This window comes from Duganella sp. OV510, assembly GCF_900100205.1.
Taxonomy (GTDB): domain Bacteria; phylum Pseudomonadota; class Gammaproteobacteria; order Burkholderiales; family Burkholderiaceae_D; genus Rugamonas.
Genome location: NZ_FNEQ01000003.1, coordinates 36,274 through 53,672 on the forward strand (window position 1 = coordinate 36,274; position 17,399 = coordinate 53,672).

At 62.7% G+C, this 17,399-nt stretch carries 13 protein-coding genes and 1 pseudogene; 5 read left to right on the forward strand and 9 right to left on the reverse strand.

Annotated elements, in window-relative coordinates:
- Positions 1-16 precede the first annotated feature (16 nt).
- From prmA to BLS51_RS10040, 4 genes and pseudogenes are all read left to right on the forward strand, one after another.
- Positions 17-949, forward strand: a complete 933-nt coding sequence (gene prmA / locus BLS51_RS10030) for a 50S ribosomal protein L11 methyltransferase (protein WP_090183218.1) — start codon at positions 17-19, stop codon at positions 947-949.
- Between the two features lie 9 nt (positions 950-958).
- Positions 959-1,027 (forward strand): annotated as a pseudogene (locus BLS51_RS30425) (MJ0042-type zinc finger domain-containing protein); the annotation flags it as partial.
- 108 nt (positions 1,028-1,135) lie between these two features.
- Positions 1,136-2,656, forward strand: a complete 1,521-nt coding sequence (locus BLS51_RS10035; RefSeq protein ID WP_229207573.1) for a DUF3426 domain-containing protein — start codon at positions 1,136-1,138, stop codon at positions 2,654-2,656.
- Positions 2,657-2,665: 9 nt separating this feature from the next.
- Positions 2,666-3,604, forward strand: coding sequence for a carbohydrate kinase family protein (locus tag BLS51_RS10040; RefSeq protein ID WP_090183211.1), 939 nt, complete (start codon positions 2,666-2,668; stop codon positions 3,602-3,604).
- 33 nt (positions 3,605-3,637) lie between these two features.
- Here BLS51_RS10040 and BLS51_RS10045 read toward each other — a convergent pair whose 3' ends face one another.
- The 3 genes from BLS51_RS10045 to BLS51_RS10055 form a co-directional block, all read right to left on the reverse strand.
- Positions 3,638-4,171: a YggT family protein gene (locus BLS51_RS10045; RefSeq protein WP_229207553.1), complete on the reverse strand. Its 534-nt coding sequence runs from the start codon at positions 4,169-4,171 to the stop codon at positions 3,638-3,640.
- An 81-nt stretch (positions 4,172-4,252) separates the two neighbouring features.
- Positions 4,253-5,320: a hypothetical protein gene (locus tag BLS51_RS10050; protein WP_175472549.1), complete on the reverse strand. Its 1,068-nt coding sequence runs from the start codon at positions 5,318-5,320 to the stop codon at positions 4,253-4,255.
- A 928-nt stretch (positions 5,321-6,248) separates the two neighbouring features.
- The gene (locus BLS51_RS10055) at positions 6,249-6,734 is read right to left on the reverse strand and encodes a MarR family winged helix-turn-helix transcriptional regulator (RefSeq protein WP_229208061.1); all 486 of its coding nucleotides are present in this window, start codon (positions 6,732-6,734) and stop codon (positions 6,249-6,251) included.
- 66 nt (positions 6,735-6,800) lie between these two features.
- Between BLS51_RS10055 and BLS51_RS10060 the strand changes: the two genes are divergently transcribed.
- Positions 6,801-8,279 (forward strand): FAD-dependent oxidoreductase, encoded by a 1,479-nt coding sequence (locus BLS51_RS10060; protein WP_090183207.1) that lies wholly within the window; start codon positions 6,801-6,803, stop codon positions 8,277-8,279.
- Here BLS51_RS10060 and BLS51_RS10065 read toward each other — a convergent pair.
- From BLS51_RS10065 to BLS51_RS10090, 6 genes are all read right to left on the reverse strand, one after another.
- On the reverse strand, positions 8,268-9,293 hold the full coding sequence (locus BLS51_RS10065; protein ID WP_090183204.1) for a PDDEXK nuclease domain-containing protein: 1,026 nt from the start codon (positions 9,291-9,293) through the stop codon (positions 8,268-8,270). The genes BLS51_RS10060 and BLS51_RS10065 overlap by 12 nt on opposite strands.
- A 147-nt stretch (positions 9,294-9,440) precedes the next feature.
- The gene (locus BLS51_RS10070; RefSeq protein WP_090183202.1) at positions 9,441-10,550 is read right to left on the reverse strand and encodes a ribonucleotide-diphosphate reductase subunit beta; all 1,110 of its coding nucleotides are present in this window, start codon (positions 10,548-10,550) and stop codon (positions 9,441-9,443) included.
- A gap of 69 nt (positions 10,551-10,619) precedes the next feature.
- A complete protein-coding gene (locus tag BLS51_RS10075; RefSeq protein ID WP_090183199.1) occupies positions 10,620-13,544 on the reverse strand; it encodes a ribonucleoside-diphosphate reductase subunit alpha in 2,925 nt (974 codons plus the stop codon).
- A gap of 170 nt (positions 13,545-13,714) precedes the next feature.
- Positions 13,715-14,326 (reverse strand): 1,6-anhydro-N-acetylmuramyl-L-alanine amidase AmpD, encoded by a 612-nt coding sequence (ampD, locus tag BLS51_RS10080; RefSeq protein ID WP_090183196.1) that lies wholly within the window; start codon positions 14,324-14,326, stop codon positions 13,715-13,717.
- Positions 14,323-15,720 (reverse strand): sigma-54-dependent transcriptional regulator, encoded by a 1,398-nt coding sequence (locus BLS51_RS10085; RefSeq protein WP_090183193.1) that lies wholly within the window; start codon positions 15,718-15,720, stop codon positions 14,323-14,325. The genes ampD and BLS51_RS10085 overlap by 4 nt, the downstream gene beginning before the upstream one ends.
- A complete protein-coding gene (locus BLS51_RS10090) occupies positions 15,720-17,399 on the reverse strand; it encodes a sensor histidine kinase (protein WP_090183190.1) in 1,680 nt (559 codons plus the stop codon). The genes BLS51_RS10085 and BLS51_RS10090 overlap by 1 nt, the downstream gene beginning before the upstream one ends.

The window sequence follows — 17,399 nt, forward strand, 5'->3', positions numbered from 1 at the left end:
TTCAAAGGTTGAAACAATGAGCTGGACTGAAATCGTCATCGAAATCGCCCGCGACCACGCGGAAGCACTGTCGGAGGCCCTGATGGACGTGGGCGCCCTGTCGGTGTCCGTGGAAGACGCGGACGAAGGCACGGACGCGGAAAAACCGCTGTTCGGCGAGCCGGGCATGGAGCCTACCGAAGCGGCCTGGGATCATAGCCGCGTGGTGGCACTGACCGACGAAGCGGACGACCAGGCCGTCATCGTTGCCGCCGCCGCCGGCCAGATCGGCCTGGCCACGCTGCCGAAGTTCACCACCCGCAAGGTGGAGGAACAGGACTGGGTGCGTCTGACCCAGTCGCAGTTCGCGCCTATCCACATCGGCAAGAACATCTGGGTCGTGCCGTCATGGCACGAGGCGCCGAATCCGGACGCGCTGATCCTGGAACTCGATCCGGGCCTGGCCTTCGGCACCGGCAGCCATCCGACTACCCGTCTGTGCATGGAGTGGCTGGAAGCCAATCCGAAGCCAGGCAAAACCGTGCTCGATTACGGCTGCGGTTCCGGCATCCTGGCCATGGTGGCCAAGAAAACCGGCGCCGGCGAAGTGGTGGGCGTCGACATCGATCCGCAAGCGATCGAATCGGCGGCCGCCAACGCAGCCCGCAACAACTGCGAGATCACCTACTTCCTGCCGGACAGCTTCGCCGAGTCGCAGCATGCGACGCAGCGTTTCGATACCGTGGTCGCCAACATCCTGTCCAGCCCATTGAAATTGATGGCGCCGATGCTGTCCGGCCGCGTTGCCGACGGTGGTTCGCTGATCCTGTCCGGCGTGCTGGCGCGCCAGGCGGAAGAAGTGGCGGCGGCGTATGCGCCGTTCATCAAGCTGGGCGTATGGGCCGAGCAAGAAGGCTGGGTGGCGCTGCATGGCCGCCTCGGTAGCGATACCGTTCCGGCTGCACGTTAATCCGCATAAATGGCGCTCGCCACTAAATGCCCCCACTGCAACACGGTATTTCGGGTCGCCCATGACCAGCTGAAATTACGTGGGGGCATAGTGCGCTGTGGCTCCTGCAATGAAGTCTTTGATGGCAACGCGGCCCTGCTGGAGCCGCCGAAGCCCCTCCCTGCATCCATTCCGTTCGACCAGAAAATGGCCGCGCTCGACACGCGCGCCGCCGCAGTACAAGCCGAACCGGTGCTGGAGCTGGATACGCTGGACGAAGAGTCCACCGACGTCCCGGCGCCACCAGCCATGCCATCAACCGCGCCGGAGCTGGAGCCCGAACTAGCGCCTGAACCTGAGCGCGAACCTGAACCTGAGCCTGAACCTGAACCTGAGCCGCAATCGGAGCCGGAGCCGGAGCCGGAGCCAGAGTTGGAGCCAGAATCAGCGCCCGAACTAGCGCCAGAGCCTGAGCCTGAGCCGCAATCGGAGCCCGAGCCAGAGTTGGCGTCAGAATCAGTGCCCGAGTTCGCGCCCGAACCGGAGTCTGCGCCAACGCACTTCCCTCTGCCCGCCGAACCTGCCGTCCTGCCAGCCGATCACGAAGCGCTGTTCGACCTCGACCTGGACATGGAATCCGAGCCCGACCTGGAAGCCAGCATCGAGCCCGAAATCGCCGCCGCACCGATCACCGACGATGCCGTGATCCCGGTCGACGCCTTGAACGACGACGAACTGGAAGCCGCGCTGGAAGCCGAACTGGCCGTCATGGAACAATCGCTGGCCGACATCCCGCACGACACCGGCGCCGAACCGGCCAACGGCAACGACCGCCGCGAACCAACCTGGGACGAATCATCGCTGGACGAACCGCAAGCCGGTGGCGGCCCTGCCCTGGAGCGCGCCTTCGCCGCCGCCGACGACGCCATCTTCTCAGCCGACGAGGAAACGCCAGCCGGCCAGCGCGCCGGCATCGACGCCAACTTGGCCAGCTTCAGCGCCAGCGACGACAAAGAGCCGACAACTGCCGAAGCCGAACCGGCAGCGCGCCCGCCGCGCGACGACGAACTCGACGAAGTGGACGAGGAAGCGCTGCTCCACCTGTCTAGCGCCGGCATGTCGCAAGCCTTGGCCACCCGCGCGCCCACCTACTTGCACACCGCCAGCGCCGAAGAAGCCCCGGCGCACGAAGCCCACGCCGAGCCGGAAGAACCCGGCTTCGTCAAGCGCGACCGCCTGCGCCGCAAGTACGGCAAGGCCGCCACCATCAGCATGATCCTCGGCTCGGTGCTGCTGGTACTGGCCCTGTTCGGCCAGGCCATCACCACCTTCCGCAACACGCTGGCCGCCGCCATGCCGCCGCTGAAACCGGCGCTGACCGCCGCCTGCAACGCCCTCGGCTGCCAGATCGAACTGCCGACGCAGATCGACGACCTGGTCATCGAACAGGGCGAGCTGCAAACGCTGAGCGACACCGCCTTCTCCTTCACCACGCTGCTGCGCAACCAGAGTCGCACCGCGCAAGCCTGGCCGTCGATCGAGCTGACGCTGGACGACGCCAACGACAAACGCATCCTGCGCCGCGTGTTCACACCGCGCGACTACCTGGGCGCCGATGTCGCGCTCGACAAAGGATTTGCCCCGCACACGGAACAAGCCGTTAAACTGTACTTTGAGCTTCACGATCTGAAAGCATCCGGCTATCACATCGCAGTCTTCTATCCATAAAGACCTATCATGACCCAGACCTCTTTGATTTGCGGCTCGATCGCGATCGACACCATCCTGCAATTCCCCAACCGCTTCGACAGCATCCTGCTGCCGGACCAGCTGCACAAGGTCAACGTCTCCTTCCTGGCGCCGACCATGCGCACCGAATTCGGCGGCTGCGCGCCCAACATCGCCTACAACCTGAAGCTGCTGGGCGGCTCGCCGCGCATCGTCGGCGTCATGGGCCAGGACAACGCCGCCTACATGGAGCGCTTCCGCAAGCTGGGCCTGGCCACCGACAATATCCTGATCAAGCACGAGGCGTACAACGCCCAGTGCTTCGTCACCGCCGACCAGGACAACAACCAGATCAACGCCTTCCACCCTGGCGCCATGTCGTTCGCGCACGAGAACGAGATCGCCAAGGCCGGGCCTGCGCGCCTGGCCATCATCTCGCCGGATGGCCACCTGGGCATGAAGAAGCACGCCGATGACCTGTCCAAGCTGAACATCCCGTTCATCTTCGATCCGGGCCAGCAGCTGCCGATGTTCAATGGCGAAGAGCTGATCGATTTCATCGACAAAGCCACCTACGTCACCACCAACGACTATGAAATCGAGCTGCTGATCGAGCGCACCGGCCTGACGCTGGCGGACATCGCCAGCCGCGTCGACGCGCTGATCGTCACGCGTGGCGAGCAGGGTTCGGAGATTCATAGCAAGGGCCAGCGCATCGACATCCCGGCCGTGCCGGTGGCGGACGCACTCGATCCGACCGGTTGCGGCGACGCCTACCGCGCCGGCCTGCTGTTCGGCATCACCAATGGCTGGAGCTGGGAAACCACCGGCCGCCTTGCCAGCCTGCTGGGCGCGATCAAGATCGCCCACAAGGGTGCGCAGAACCACCACTTCACAGCGGCGGAAATCGCCGACCAGTTCGAAGCAGCCTTCGGCTACCGCTTCTAAAAACAAAAAAGCCGGGTGACCGGCTTTTTTGCTTTAGCGGCCGGTGAAGGCCACGCCGAGCAGCAGCTGCGCTATCTGCAGCAGGATCAGCGCCACCAGCAGCGACAAGTCCAGATTCCCCACCAGCGGCACCACGCGGCGGATCGGCCGCAGCAGCGGCTCGTTCAGCGCGCGCACAAACGGCGCCAGCGGCGCATGCGGGTTGACCCAGCTGAAGATCGCCTCGATCACCAGCAGCGCCATGAAGCCGTACAGTATCCATTCCAGGAAGCGCTGGCAGGCCGCCAGCAGCACGGCAGACGCCGGCCAGCCAGCCAGGAACAGCACCGAGGTTGCCGCCAGCACGATCAGGAAGGCGCCGATCAGGCTGGCCCAGTCATACCCGCCGACGCCCGGCACGATGCGGCGCAATGGACGCACCAGCCAGTCCGACAATTGGAAAGTGAACTGCGCCACCGACGACGGCGGCCGCACGCGGATCGCCTGCATCCAGAAACGCAGCAGCAAGGCTCCGCCCAGCAGGACGGCGATGGCGTCGACAATCAACTTCAGAATACTAATCAGCACGGAACCCCTCCAATAAAAAAGCCGCTGTGTGATTGTCTCACACAGCGGCCATTGCGCCTCAACAGGCTAAGCGTTTAAGGCTTAGGAAGGGCGGGTGCTGGTTGGGAACGGCCATGCGGCAGCCGGAGCCAGTACGGTTTTTGCTGCTGGCGCGGCGGCCGGAGCGGCTGGCGCTGCTGCTGGAGCGGCGACGGCTGCTGGTTTAGCGGCTTCCTTTTTTGGCGCAGCTTTTTTCGGCGCAGCTTTTTTAGCAGCTGGCTTGGCGGCTGGCGCAGCGGCTGCTGCTGGCGCTGCCGGAGCGGCGGCTGGCTTGGCAGCTGGCTTGGCAGCTGGTTTAGCAGCAGCTTTTTTAGCTACTGGCTTGTTGGCAGCTGCTGGCTTAGCGGCTGCCTTAACCGGCTTTTTTGCTGCTGGCTTAGCCGCTACCTTTGCAGCTGGCTTGGCTGCTGCTTTTGCTGCTGGTTTTTTGGCGACAGCTTTTTTGGCTGCTGGTTTTGCGGCTGGTTTTGCAGCGACTTTTTTAGCAGCTGGCTTGGCGGCGGTCTTGGCGACAGCTTTTTTAGCGGCCGGTTTAGCAGCGACTTTCTTCGCTGCTGGCTTGGCGGCTACTTTTTTAGCGGCTGGTTTAGCGGCTGCTTTGGCGACGGTTTTCTTCGCTGCTGGCTTGGCTGCTACTTTTTTAGCTGCTGGTTTAGCGGCGACTTTTTTCGCTGCGGGCTTGGCTGCTGCTTTAGCGACGGTTTTTTTCGCTGCTGGTTTAGCGGCTACTTTTTTCGCTGCTGGTTTAGCGGCGACTTTTTTCACTGCTGGCTTGGCTGCTGCTTTAGCGACGGTTTTCTTCGCTGCTGGTTTAGCGGCTGCTTTTTTCACAGCTGGTTTGGCTGCTGGTTTCGCTGCAGCTTTTTTCACTGCTGGCTTGGCTGCTGGTTTAGCAGCGGCTTTTTTCACAGCTGGTTTAGCGGCTGGCTTGGCAGCTGCTTTTTTCACTGCTGGCTTGGCAGCTGCTTTCACAGCTGGTTTGGCGGCGGTGGTTTTCTTTGCTGGTGCGGCAGCTTTCTTAGCTGCTGGTTTCTTTGCGGCGGTAGCCATGTTTAGTTCTCCTTCATCGGGGATGGGAAAAATTCGTTTACAAGATTTAAACCCGTCCAACCCGGGATTGGGCCAGGCGAATTATTCATCGGCACAAACTGAAGCGGTTTGCGCTAATGAATTCGGCACTAGCTGAACTGCTGCATCTCCTCACAAGTGCAGCGCTTCAGCCATCGATCCACCCGCCCTCCGAAGCCGGAGCGGCGTGCAGATACAAATCTTGTCGCGACGTTTTGCGGTGGTCCGGGCGTGTACTCAGCTCCTGGAACCTGCGTCGCAGCCACGTCGCGGTTTTCGTTTTTAAACAAAAAACCGCCCGGCCTGAACTCAATCAGGCAAGACGGTTGAATAAAAACGACGACGTGGTCTTGTGCATATGGTGTGAATCTGTATCCCGTATTCGGTCTTCACTGCTCGGTCTTCACTACGTGGTGCGTACTTCAGAAATTTCAACGCATTTTTTAAAACACGTATTTTCAAGTTCGTAAAGTACACGAAAACCTTATCGATGCGCAACCGGCACGTTAGATATTCACGCGCTTTTTTTGCCGCTTACGCTCGCCAACTCACATACGCATGCTGATTCAAGCTGCCGGTTTGCTTCATCGCGCATGCTCAACGCGCGCTCAATCAGGTTCGGGAAGTGCCGTGCGCATCGCGCCGGAAAATCGCACTTCAAAGTAAGCCTTATGCTGCCTGGGTTTCTGCGATGCCGCCGTCGTCGGCTTGAATTTCGCGTCGCCCGCTTCCGAATCCGAGAGCGCTTGCGCTGCGTCTGCGCACCGCCACTGCTCGCTGTTTTTAATTCGTCGCGATTATGAGACAGAGTAAGACGAATAGCAAGCGGAATACAGCGGTGCGCCGCATCGCGCCTGCGTTTTAGAGCGCGTGATCGAATGCGGTGAAGATGAAAAGTGCCGGGCGCGCGCTGCTGTAAATCGGCGTTAAGGCATGCCACGACAGGCGGCGTTTGAAATGTGCGGCGGTCTTACTCGGTGTCCTCCGACTTACGTCGGACCACCCATTCGTTCATGTCGACAGCCATCCGCTTGAGCAGTCTGGCGAGGTCGCGTCGCTCGGCATTGGTCCAATCGGCCATCAATTCGCCGACCAGTTCCTCGCGCATGCGGTCGACGGCGTCCGCCATCTCGCGTCCCAGCTCCGTCACCTCGGCTTCGCGCACCCGCTTGTCTCGCGTGCCGGCGCGACGCACCACCAGCCCCAGTTCGTCGAGGCGGGCGACCTGGCGACTGACGGTGGTGTAGTCGCGTCCGACCAGGTCGGCCAGCTCCACCACGCCGATCGGGCCGCGCCGGTCGATCCGCACCAGCAGTGGAAGCAGCGCGCGCTCCAATGGCATGGCCATGTCGGACATCAGGGCGACGTCGGGCTCGGGCCGGCTCATGAAGCCGACGATGTCGAGCAGCGCGTCATGCAAATCGCGGATATCTTTATTCATATGTGCATTATACACATAATTATTGACATGATTTTCGACTCGGAATAATATGTGCAAAATACACATATCAAGGAGTATTCCATGGACACTGACGTTCTGATCTGCGGCGCCGGCGCGGCCGGACTGACGCTGGCAATCGACCTGGCGCGACGCGGCGTTTCCTTCCTGCTGATCGACCAGGCTGCGGCGCCGTTCGCCGGTTCGCGCGGCAAGGGCATCCAGCCACGCACGCTGGAAATCTTCGAGGCGCTGGATGTCGCCGACCGCATGATCGCCGCCGGCGGACGCTATCCCTCGCAGCGCCACTACGCCGCCGACGGCAGCCATCATGACGAGCCAACGGTGGCTGCCAGCGCCGCCACGCCGGCCGAACCATATGGTGAACCGCTGATGCTGCCGCAGCACCTGACCGACGGCATGCTGCGCGCACGGCTGGCGGAGCTGGGCCATGCGCCGCGCTACGCCCATGCGCTGGTCGGCTTCACGCAAGATGACAGCGGCGTGACAGCGCACGTGCACTCCCCCGTCGGCGAGCATGACATCCGCGCACGCTACCTGGTCGGCGCAGACGGCGGCCGCAGCTTCGTGCGCAAAACGCTGGACATCGGCTTCCCCGGCGAATCGCTCAACGCCCGCGCGGTGGTGGCCGATCTGTCGCTCAGCGGTTTGACGCGCGAGGTGTGGCATCGCTGGGGCAAAGGTGGCCAGCAAATTAGCTTATGCCCTTTGCAGGGGACGACGCTGTTCCAGTTGCAGATGCCGATCCCGCTCGACGGCGAGTTCGATCTGTCCGATGCCGGCATCGCCGCGGCGATCACCGCGCGCACCGGCCGCGCCGACATCCAGGTCCACGCGGTGCACTGGCGTTCCGACTATGCGATGAGTGCGCGCCTAGCAGACCGCTATCGAGTGGGCCGCGTGTTCATCGCCGGCGATGCGGCGCATGTGCATCCGCCGACTGGTGGCCAGGGTCTGAACACCAGCGTGCAGGATGCCTGGAATCTGGGATGGAAGCTGGCGGCGGTGCTGCGCGGCGCTGATGAAGCGCTGCTCGACACCTATGAAGAAGAGCGCCGCGAAGTCGCCGCCGATATGCTGGGCATGTCGACCCGGCTGCTGGACGCGGCGCGCGAGCGTGGCGACCTTCGTCGCGGGCGTGAACAGCAGCAGCTGGACCTCGGCTACCCGGCATCGTCGCTGTCGCTGGACGAGCGTGGCGACGACGCCGTCGTGCGCGCCGGCTACCGCGCGCCGGACGCGCCATGCATCGGCGCCGGCGGCCAGCCGCTGCGTTTGTTTTCGCTATTGAAATCAGCAGATTGGATATTGCTGCGCTATGAGCCGGCAGGTGCAGCGGCGATCGCGCCGCGCCGTGGGCTGCGCATCATCACCGTCGGCCAGCACGCCGAACTGCGCGACCACGCCGGCCACCTGCGCGCCGCCTACGGTTTCACCGCCGGCGACATCGCCCTGATCCGCCCCGACGGCTACCTCGCCGCCCTCACCCACGACGAATACAGCCCGGCTCTGGCGAAATACATTGACCGCCTATTGGCCTAGCCGGCGTCGCGCCAGCCGCTCACGCGCTGCGGCCAGCGCCGAGCGCAGCTGGCGCTCCAGCTCCGCCTTGGGTGGCAGTTCGGTCCAGTATTCGGCAACGGCGATGCCGTCCTTATGCATCTCCAACAGCTCGACCTGCTCATGGCGGGACTCGGCACAGAGAATTAAACCGATGGGCGTCTCCTCTCCGGGCTGACGATCAAACTTGTCCAGCCATCGGAGATACAGCTCCATCTGTCCCTTGTGCGCGGCCTTGAACCGCCCAAGCTTCAACTCAATCGCCACCAGCCGCCGCAGGCGACGATGAAAGAACAGCAGATCGAGGTAGAAGTCTTCTCCATCGATGATCATCCGCTTCTTCCGCTCGACAAAGGCGAAACCGCCACCCAGCTCCAGGATGAAGGCTTTCAACTGGAGCAGAATCGCACTCTCAAGATCCGCCTCGTCATAACCATCGCGCAAACCAAGAAAGTCTAAAAAATACGTATCCTTGAAAATCCCGGCAGACGGTGCATCTGGAAATGAAGGTGATTCAATACTGGCGACCGAACAGCGTTCGTACGCTTTCCGATCAATCTGCCGGCGCAACTCCCTGACACTCCAGCATTCGGTAGCCCCCTGCTGGGCATAGTACATGCGCCCCGCTGCGGTCTTCAAAGGGATCAGAAGCACAAAATGGCTCCAGCTCAATTGTCGCGACAGTGTCGCGACAATTTCCGCGTTGGAAAACGCTTGAACAAATTGCACCATGCGGCGCAGATTATTGACTTCAAACCCTCGGCCAAACTCCTGCGTTAAGCGCTCTCCCAGGCGTTTCATCAGCTGGGCGCCGTACTGGGCGCGCTCGCCGGCCAACACTTCTATCGACAAACGGCGCCCCACCGACCAATAAAGCTGGCTCAATTCCGCGTTAACGGTTGCTGCCAAGCGCTGGCGGCTGGAGACAATCAGAGCACGTAATTCCGTATGCAAAGACTCCAACGCGTTCGTCATCACTACCTCTGCTTTATCCATGATCGTTCCTCCGGTTGATGGGCCAGAGTCGACTTTCGACCTATCTCGACAGCCGGTATTGATCTTGAACAGCGAACGAATACAGTTATGCAAATGAAAAAGCCCGGCAAGAGCCGGGCTTTGGGGAGCTACTAATATAGAGAGAGATTAATCCCAGTTCAGCGCGCCGCCGGTCTGGTATTCGATGACGCGGGTCTCGAAGAAGTTACGCTCTTTCTTCAGGTCGATCATCTCGCTCATCCATGGGAATGGATTGTCTTCCTGGTCGAACAGCGTTTCCAGGCCGATCTGGGTGGCGCGGCGGTTGGCGATGAAGCGCAGATAGCCTTTGAACATGGTGGCGTTCAGACCCAGCACGCCGCGCGGCATGGTGTCTTCGGCGTAGGCGTACTCCAGGTCCACCGCTTCCAGGAACAGCGCCTTGATCTCTTCCTTGAAGGCCGGGGTCCACAGCAGCGGATTTTCCATCTTGATGGTGTTGATCAGATCGATACCGAAATTGCAATGCATCGATTCGTCGCGCAGGATGTACTGGTACTGCTCGGCGGCGCCCATCATCTTGTTCTGGCGGCCCAGCGCCAGGATCTGGGTGAAGCCGACGTAGAAGAACAGGCCTTCCATCAGGCAGGCGAACACGATCAGCGATTTCAGCAGCTTTTGGTCGTTTTCGATGGTGCCGGTGGTGAACGCCGGGTCGGTCAGGGTGTTGATGAACGGGATCAGGAACTCGTCCTTGTCACGGATCGACTTGACTTCATTGTAGGCATTGAAGATTTCCTGCTCGTCCAGGCCCAGCGACTCGACGATGTACTGGTAGGCGTGGGTGTGGATCGCTTCCTCGAACGCCTGGCGCAGCAGGTACTGGCGGCACTCCGGGGCGGTGATGTGGCGATAGGTGCCCAGCACGATGTTGTTGGCGGCCAGCGAGTCGGCGGTGACAAAGAAGCCCAGGTTGCGCTTCACCAGGCGACGCTCGTCGTCGGTCAGGCCGTTCGGGTTCTTCCACAGCTCGATATCGCGCTGCATGTTGACTTCCTGCGGCATCCAGTGGTTGGCGCAGCCGGCCAGGTATTTGTCCCAGGCCCATTTGTACTTGAACGGCACCAGCTGGTTGACGTCGGTCTTGCCGTTGATAATGCGCTTGTCATCGGCGTTGACGCGCAGCGCGACTTGCTCAGCCGTGCCTTCGCTTTCGACGGCAGCGTGATTGGCAGCTTGTTTGGCCGGTGCGGCCTCTTCGTCCCAGGACAGCGACATATTCAATTCCTCTATATATATGTGGTGATGCGCCACCGCCGGTCAGCCGGCAGCGGCGCGATGCTTAACTTACTGGCAGGCTTCGCATTCCTCGAAACCGTCGTCGCCCGGACGCAGGTAGCAGGCTTCGCCATCGGCTTCCGCTGCGGCCGGAACGGCTGCCACCGGCGCCGGTGCGGCGGCTTTGGCGCTTGCCGACATACCGCCATCCACGGCCACGGCGTTCAGTGCGCCGGTCTTGGAGGTCGACTTCTCGGTGTGGGTGGCCGAGGTGGTACGCAGGTAGTAGGTGGTTTTCAGGCCACGCAGCCAGGCCAGCTTGTAAGTCTCGTCCAGTTTCTTGCCCGAAGCGCCAGCCATGTAGATGTTCAGCGATTGCGCCTGGTCGATCCATTTCTGGCGACGCGAAGCGGCTTCCACCAGCCAGCTTGGCGACACTTCGAACGCGGTGGCGTAGATATCGCGCAGGTCGTTCGGGATGCGGTCGATCTTGGCCAGCGAGCCGTCGAAGTATTTCAGGTCGGCGATCATCACCTCGTCCCACAGGTCACGCGCTTTCAGGTCACGCACCAGGTAGGAATTGATCTCGGTGAATTCGCCCGACAGGTTGGACTTCACGTACAGGTTCTGGAAGGTCGGCTCGATGCAGGCCGACACGCCGATGATGTTAGAAATGGTTGCGGTCGGCGCGATCGCCACGCAGTTCGAGTTACGCATGCCGAACTTGGCGATGCGCTCGCGCACCGGGGTCCAGTCCATCGCCGCCGACAGATCCTGCTCCAGGTAGCCGCCGCGCTCTTCGGCCAGCAGCTTGATCGAATCCTGTGGCAGGATGCCGCGATCCCACAGCGAACCCTTGTACGACGCATAGTGGCCACGTTCTTCGGCCAGCTCGGTCGACGCCAGATAGGCGTAGTAGCAGACGGCTTCCATCGAGGTGTCGGCGAACTGCACCGATTCCATCGACGAGAACGGCACGCGCATCATGTGCAGGCAGTCCTGGAAGCCCATCACGCCCAGGCCGACCGGACGGTGGCGCATATTGGCATTGCGGGCCTTGTCGACAGCGTAGTAGTTGATGTCGATCACGTTATCCAGCATGCGCATCGCGGTGCGGATGGTTTTCTGCAGCTTGACGTGGTCCAGCTTGCCCTCTTTCATATGGGCCGGCAGGTTGACCGAACCCAGGTTGCAGACGGCGATTTCGTCCGGACCGGTGTTCAGCGTGATCTCGGTGCACAGGTTCGAGCTGTGGACCATGCCGACGTGCTGCTGTGGCGAACGGATGTTGCATGGGTCTTTGAAGGTGATCCATGGGTGGCCGGTTTCAAACAGCATCGACAGCATCTTGCGCCACAGGTCCAGCGCTTCGATCTTCTTGAACACGCGGATTTCGCCGGCGGCGGCCTTGGCTTCGTAGCCCAGGTAGGCTTTCTCGAAGGCCTTGCCGACCAGGTCGTGCAGGTCCGGAGTGTCGGATGGCGAGAACAGCGTCCACGCGCCTTTTTCCATCACGCGCTTCATGAACAGGTCGGGAATCCAGTTGGCGGTGTTCATGTCATGGGTGCGGCGGCGGTCGTCGCCGGTGTTCTTACGCAGGTCCAGGAACTCTTCAATGTCCATGTGCCAGGTTTCCAGGTAGGCGCAGACTGCACCCTTGCGCTTGCCGCCCTGGTTGACCGCCACGGCGGTGTCGTTGACCACTTTCAGGAACGGCACCACGCCTTGCGATTTGCCGTTGGTGCCCTTGATGTGGGCGCCCAGCGCACGCACCGGCGTCCAGTCGTTGCCCAGGCCGCCGGCGAATTTGGCCAGCAGCGCGTTTTCCTTGATGGCGTCGTAGATGCCTTCCAGGTCGTCCGACACGGTGGTCAGGTAGCACGACGACAGCTGCGAGCGCAGCGTGCCCGAGTTGAACAGCGTCGGGGTCGACGACATGAAGTCGAACGACGACAGCAGGTTGTAGAACTCGATGGCGCGCGCTTCGCGGTCGCTCTCGTTCAGCGCCAGGCCCATCGCCACGCGCATGTAGAACGCCTGCGGCATTTCGATGCGGACGTCGCGGATGTGCAGGAAGTAGCGGTCATACAGGGTTTGCAGGCCGATGTAGCCGAATTGCAGGTCGCGGTCGGCAACGATGGCTTTCGCCAGGCGGGCCAGGTCGAACTCGCCCAGTTTGGTATCCAGCAGCTCGGCGGCGATACCTTTGGCGATGTACTGCGGGAAGTAGGTCACGTACTCGGCGGCGGCGTTGGCTTGCGCCACTTCCTTGCCGAAGACTTCCTTGCGGATGGTGTGCAGCAGGATGCGGGCGGTCACTTGCGAGTACGCAGGGTCCTTTTCCATCAGCGCGCGGGCAGCCAGGATGGCGGATTTGTGCAGCTCTTCAACCGGCACGCCGTCGTACAGGTTTTTCAGCGTTTCAGCGACGATGGCGTCGGCATCCACGTGTTTTTCCAGGCCGATGCAGGCTGCGCTGATCAGGTTGGTCACGCGCGACAGTTCCAGCGGCTTGCGCTCGCCGTTTTCCAGTACATTGATTTGCGGCGCGGCGATGGTGGTGGCGCCGGATGCTTCCTTGGCGGCGCGGCGCTCTTCCATCTGCTTGGCGCGGTACAGCACGTAGGCGCGGGCCACGTCGTGTTCGCCCGAACGCATCAGCGCCAGTTCCACCTGGTCCTGCACGTCTTCGATATGGAAGGTGCCGCCGGATGGCTGGCGGCGCACCAGCGCGGTGACCACGTTGTTGGTCAGTTCTTCGACCAGTTCGCGGATGCGGGCCGATGCTGCGCCCTGGCCGCCGTTGACCGCCAGGAAGGCCTTAGTCATGGCGACTGCAATTTTCGACGGTTCAAACGCGACGACCGCGCCGTTACGGCGGATGATGCGGTAGTCACCGAGTGCGCTGGCAGCGACGGCTGGGCTGCTGGCGGTGCTCGCAGCGGCCGATGGGACCAGCGCTGGATTGATGGTGATGTCTTGAGTAGATTGCATTTAAGCTCCCCGGTTACAACGTGCAGTCATTGCTGCGCCGCGTATATGTTTGTTAAGAATTAGTGTCAGTGCAACCACTAGATCTAGTGTCAGGACTAACCCGATCCACTGATTGTAGTAGGCGCTCTGGACCCGTGCAAGGGGAAATTTTGTCGTTTACGGCAATTTTTCTATTGACTTTGCGGAAGGCCTTTTACCACGCGCAATCCTGCGATAGCGGCCACTAACGCTGGCTGTTCCGTTGCCTTTTTATTCAGCAGATTCTGGTAGAAAACCCAGTCGAAACAGGCACCCGGATCGGTCTTGCGGCCGGGCGCGATGTGTTGGTGGCCTTGTACGTCAGTCAACGGATAATGCCTGCGGAGCGCGACGGTCAGGCCGGCCAGCGCCACATATTGGGCCACCTCGAACGGCACAAGGTCGCTGCCTTCCAGCTCTACGCCGATTGAAAAGTCATTGCATTTTTCGCGTCCCTGGAAGCAGGAACGGCCCGCGTGCCAGGCCCGGTCGTTGGCAGAAACATACTGGATCAGGCGGCCGTCGCGGCGAATAAAAAAGTGGCTGGAGACCTTCAATCCGCGCAGGTCGGCGAACGAGGGGTCAGCATTATAGTCGATCCGGCCGCTGAACAGGTCGGACACATGCGGCCCGCCGAAGCAGCCCTGCGGCAGCGAGATGTTGTGCACCACCAGCAGCGTGATATCGGCGGGATCGGGACGGGCGTCGAAATTCGGGCTGTCGTAGCGCTGCGCCAGCGGCAGCCAGCCATCAAAACAAGTCAAGCTTCAGGCTCCTGGATATTCAACTTCTGCATCTGGTAGCGCAGCTGGCGGAAGCTGATGCCCAGCAGCTGCGCGGCTTGCGTGCGGTTGAACTGGGTCTGCGCCAGCGCCCGCAGGATGATCTCACGTTCCACCTGGTTCAGGTACTCGGGCAGGCTGGTGGGCAGCGTGTCCGGGTTGGGCGGCGGTACCGCCGAGGCTACCGGCAGCGGTGTCGAGGTCGGCGACGGCGTCGGCGTGGCGAGGCGCGTGCCTTTCAGCGACAGGTCGTCGACCTGGATCACGCCGCCGTTGGCAAAGGCCAGCGCCCGTTCCAGGATGTTTTCCAGTTCGCGCACATTGCCCGGAAAGGAATAGCCGCGCAGCGCGTCCAGCACGCCCGGCCCCAGCGTCACCCGGTGTTCCAGCGTGCCGAGACGGTCGAGGATGGCGGCGGTCAGCAGCGGCAGGTCGTCCAGCCGTTCGCGCAGCGGCGGCACGCCCAGCTCGATCACGTTCAGGCGGTAAAACAGGTCCTGGCGGAAGCTGCCCCGCTCCACGCATTGCGCCAGGTTCTTGTGGGTGGCGCTGATCATCCGCACATCGACCGGCTCCTCGGCGGTGGCGCCGAGCTTGCGCACGCGCCGTTCCTGGATGGCGCGCAGCAGCTTGACCTGCATCGCCAGCGGCAGGTCGGCCACCTCGTCCAGCATCAGCGTGCCGCCGTTGGCCGCCTGGAAGAAGCCGTCGCGGTCGTCGGTCGCGCCGGTAAAGGCGCCCTTGCGGTAGCCGAAGAATTCGGCCTCCATCAGCGTCTCGGGGATGGCGCCGCAATTGACGGCAATGAAGGGCTTGGCCGCACGCGAACTTTGCGCGTGGATCTCGCGCGCCGCCAGTTCCTTGCCGCTGCCCGATTCGCCGTGGATGGCGATCGGCGCCATCGAGCGCGCCAGCCGGCCGATCTGCGCGCGCAAGGCCTGCATCACCGCCGACTCGCCGCGCAGCCGGCTCGGCGCGGGCGTGGCGGCCGGCGCCGGCGCGCTGTTCAGGCGCAGCGCCGATTGCACCATCAGCCGCAACTGGTCCAGCGCCACCGGCTTGGAGATGTAGTCAAAGGCGCCGGCCTTCAGCGCCACCACCGCGTTGTCGGCGCTGCCGAAGGCGGTGACCACCGCCACCGGCGTATTCTTCCAGGCGGCCGTGACTTCGCGCACCAGTTCCAGCCCGAGGCCGTCCGGCAGGCGCATATCGGTCAGCACCAGTTGATACTCTGTGCCGGCCAGCAGCGCGCGCGCCTCGGCCAGCGAGGCGGCACTATCGACGTCCAGCCCCATTTTGACCAGGGTTAGTTCCAGCAGCTCGCGCAGGTCTGCTTCATCGTCAACGACAAGGACACGCGGGGAACGAGCACTCATCAAGCAGCCTTTAAGGTGATTACGAACCGCCCGCTCAGCGACGGGCTGCCATCGGCGCCGGCCTGGCTATTGAAACGGTATTCATAATCCAGGCGCGCTTCGTTATTCAAGCACAATTCCCGCGCCAGATACAGCCCCAGCCCGGTGCCTTTGCTGGATGTGGTGTAAAACGGCTCAAACAGGTGGGCGCGCACCTCGGGCGTGATGCCGGGGCCGTCATCCTGCACATGCAGTTCCAGCCGCTGGGCCGGCTCGCCCACCACCTCCAGCCGGATCGAGCCCGGCCCGCCACTGGCGTAGCGCACCGCGTTGCTGAGCAGGTTGAGCAGCACTTCGCGCAAGTGCAGCGCGTCAAACCGCACCCGCGTGCCGGGCGCCACTGCGATGCCGACCACCTCTGGCGCCAGGCTGTGCGTCTCGACGAACTCGGCGCGCAGTTCGGCCAGCAAGACGTCCAGCGCCAGCGGCTCGCTGTTTGCCTGCGCCTTGCGCGACAGCTGCAGGATGTCCTCCACCATGCGGTTGACGCGCGCCACATTGTCGCCAACAATGGTCAGCAGGCGCTGCTGCATCGGCTCGCCGATCTCCTCCGCCAGCAGCGCGGTCGCATGGCCGATCGCCGCCAGCGGATTGCGCACCTCGTGCGCGATGCTGGCGGTCAGCCGCCCCATCGACGCCAGTTTCAGTTGCTGCGCCTGGTTCTCGATGCTGGTAACGTCCTGCAGGAAGATCACGCAGCGCTCGGCGCCCAGGCCCGATCCCGCCATGTCGGCGGCGGCAAAACGCACCTTCAGATGGGCGGTCAGCTCGCGCCGCGCGCTCCAGGCGGCGGTCACGCCTTCCAGCGCAGCGTCGTTGAACGGGCGGATGGTCAGCACCACGGTCGAGCGGCTGGCGTCGGCGCGCCATTCGGCGTAGGCCTGCGCCAGCGGCGCCAGCGCCACCGCCGCCGATAGCCGGAATTTCATCTCCAGCCCGACCAGCCCCAGCATCTGCTGCGCCGCCGGGTTGCCGGCATACACCTGCCCGTCCGGGTCGGCCACCAGGATGCCGTCGCCGATATTCGCCATCACCAGCCGGTTGACCGCCTGCTGCAGATTGATCTCGACGCCGCGCTGGCTGGCCAGCTCCTCCTGGCCGATCAGCTTGGCAGCCATGCGGTTGACCACCAGCACGGCAGCCAGGAAGGCGGCGCCGTACAGACCGGCCTGCATCACATCGCGGTCGCTATCGGTGAGGAAGATTTGCCAGGTGCTGTCGCCCAGCAGGAACAGCGTCACCAGCGAGGCGCAGAACAGCGCCACCACCAGCGGCGCCAGGATGGCCAGCCCGGCCAGCGGGAACAGGTAGAGGATGGCCAGCCCGCTGCGCATGCCGCCGCCAGCCAGGTACAGCATTGAGATGATGGCCAGGTCGCAGGCAATCTGCGACAGCAGTTGCAGCGCGAAGCGGCGCTGCGCGAATACCGCCGATAACGCGAAGCCGATCGCCAGCGCCAGGTACAGCAGGCAGATTTGCAGGTAGAAACTGGCGCCGCCCAGGTACAGGCTGCGGCTGCCGAAACTGAGGTAAACCAGCAGCACCAGCGCGATCACCACGCGGGTGGCGTTCAGCGTCTGCAGCGAGCGCCAGAAGGTTGCGCGCGATCCGGCCGACAGGGCTTGCAGGCGCGCGATCAT

Bases quoted from the DNA above. Each gene is read 5' to 3' on its own strand.
- BLS51_RS10065 (WP_090183204.1), bottom strand. From the start codon at position 9,293: ATGGATAAAGCAGAGGTAGTGATGACGAACGCGTTGGAGTCTTTGCAT.
- BLS51_RS10075 (WP_090183199.1), bottom strand. From the start codon at position 13,544: ATGCAATCTACTCAAGACATCACCATCAATCCAGCGCTGGTCCCATCG.
- BLS51_RS10040 (WP_090183211.1), top strand. From the start codon at position 2,666: ATGACCCAGACCTCTTTGATTTGCGGCTCGATCGCGATCGACACCATC.
- BLS51_RS10085 (WP_090183193.1), bottom strand. From the start codon at position 15,720: ATGAGTGCTCGTTCCCCGCGTGTCCTTGTCGTTGACGATGAAGCAGAC.
- BLS51_RS10060 (WP_090183207.1), top strand. From the start codon at position 6,801: ATGGACACTGACGTTCTGATCTGCGGCGCCGGCGCGGCCGGACTGACG.
- BLS51_RS10070 (WP_090183202.1), bottom strand. From the start codon at position 10,550: ATGTCGCTGTCCTGGGACGAAGAGGCCGCACCGGCCAAACAAGCTGCC.
- BLS51_RS10090 (WP_090183190.1), bottom strand. From the start codon at position 17,399: ATGATCGCGCGCCTGCAAGCCCTGTCGGCCGGATCGCGCGCAACCTTC.
- BLS51_RS10035 (WP_229207573.1), top strand. From the start codon at position 1,136: ATGGCCGCGCTCGACACGCGCGCCGCCGCAGTACAAGCCGAACCGGTG.
- prmA (WP_090183218.1), top strand. From the start codon at position 17: ATGAGCTGGACTGAAATCGTCATCGAAATCGCCCGCGACCACGCGGAA.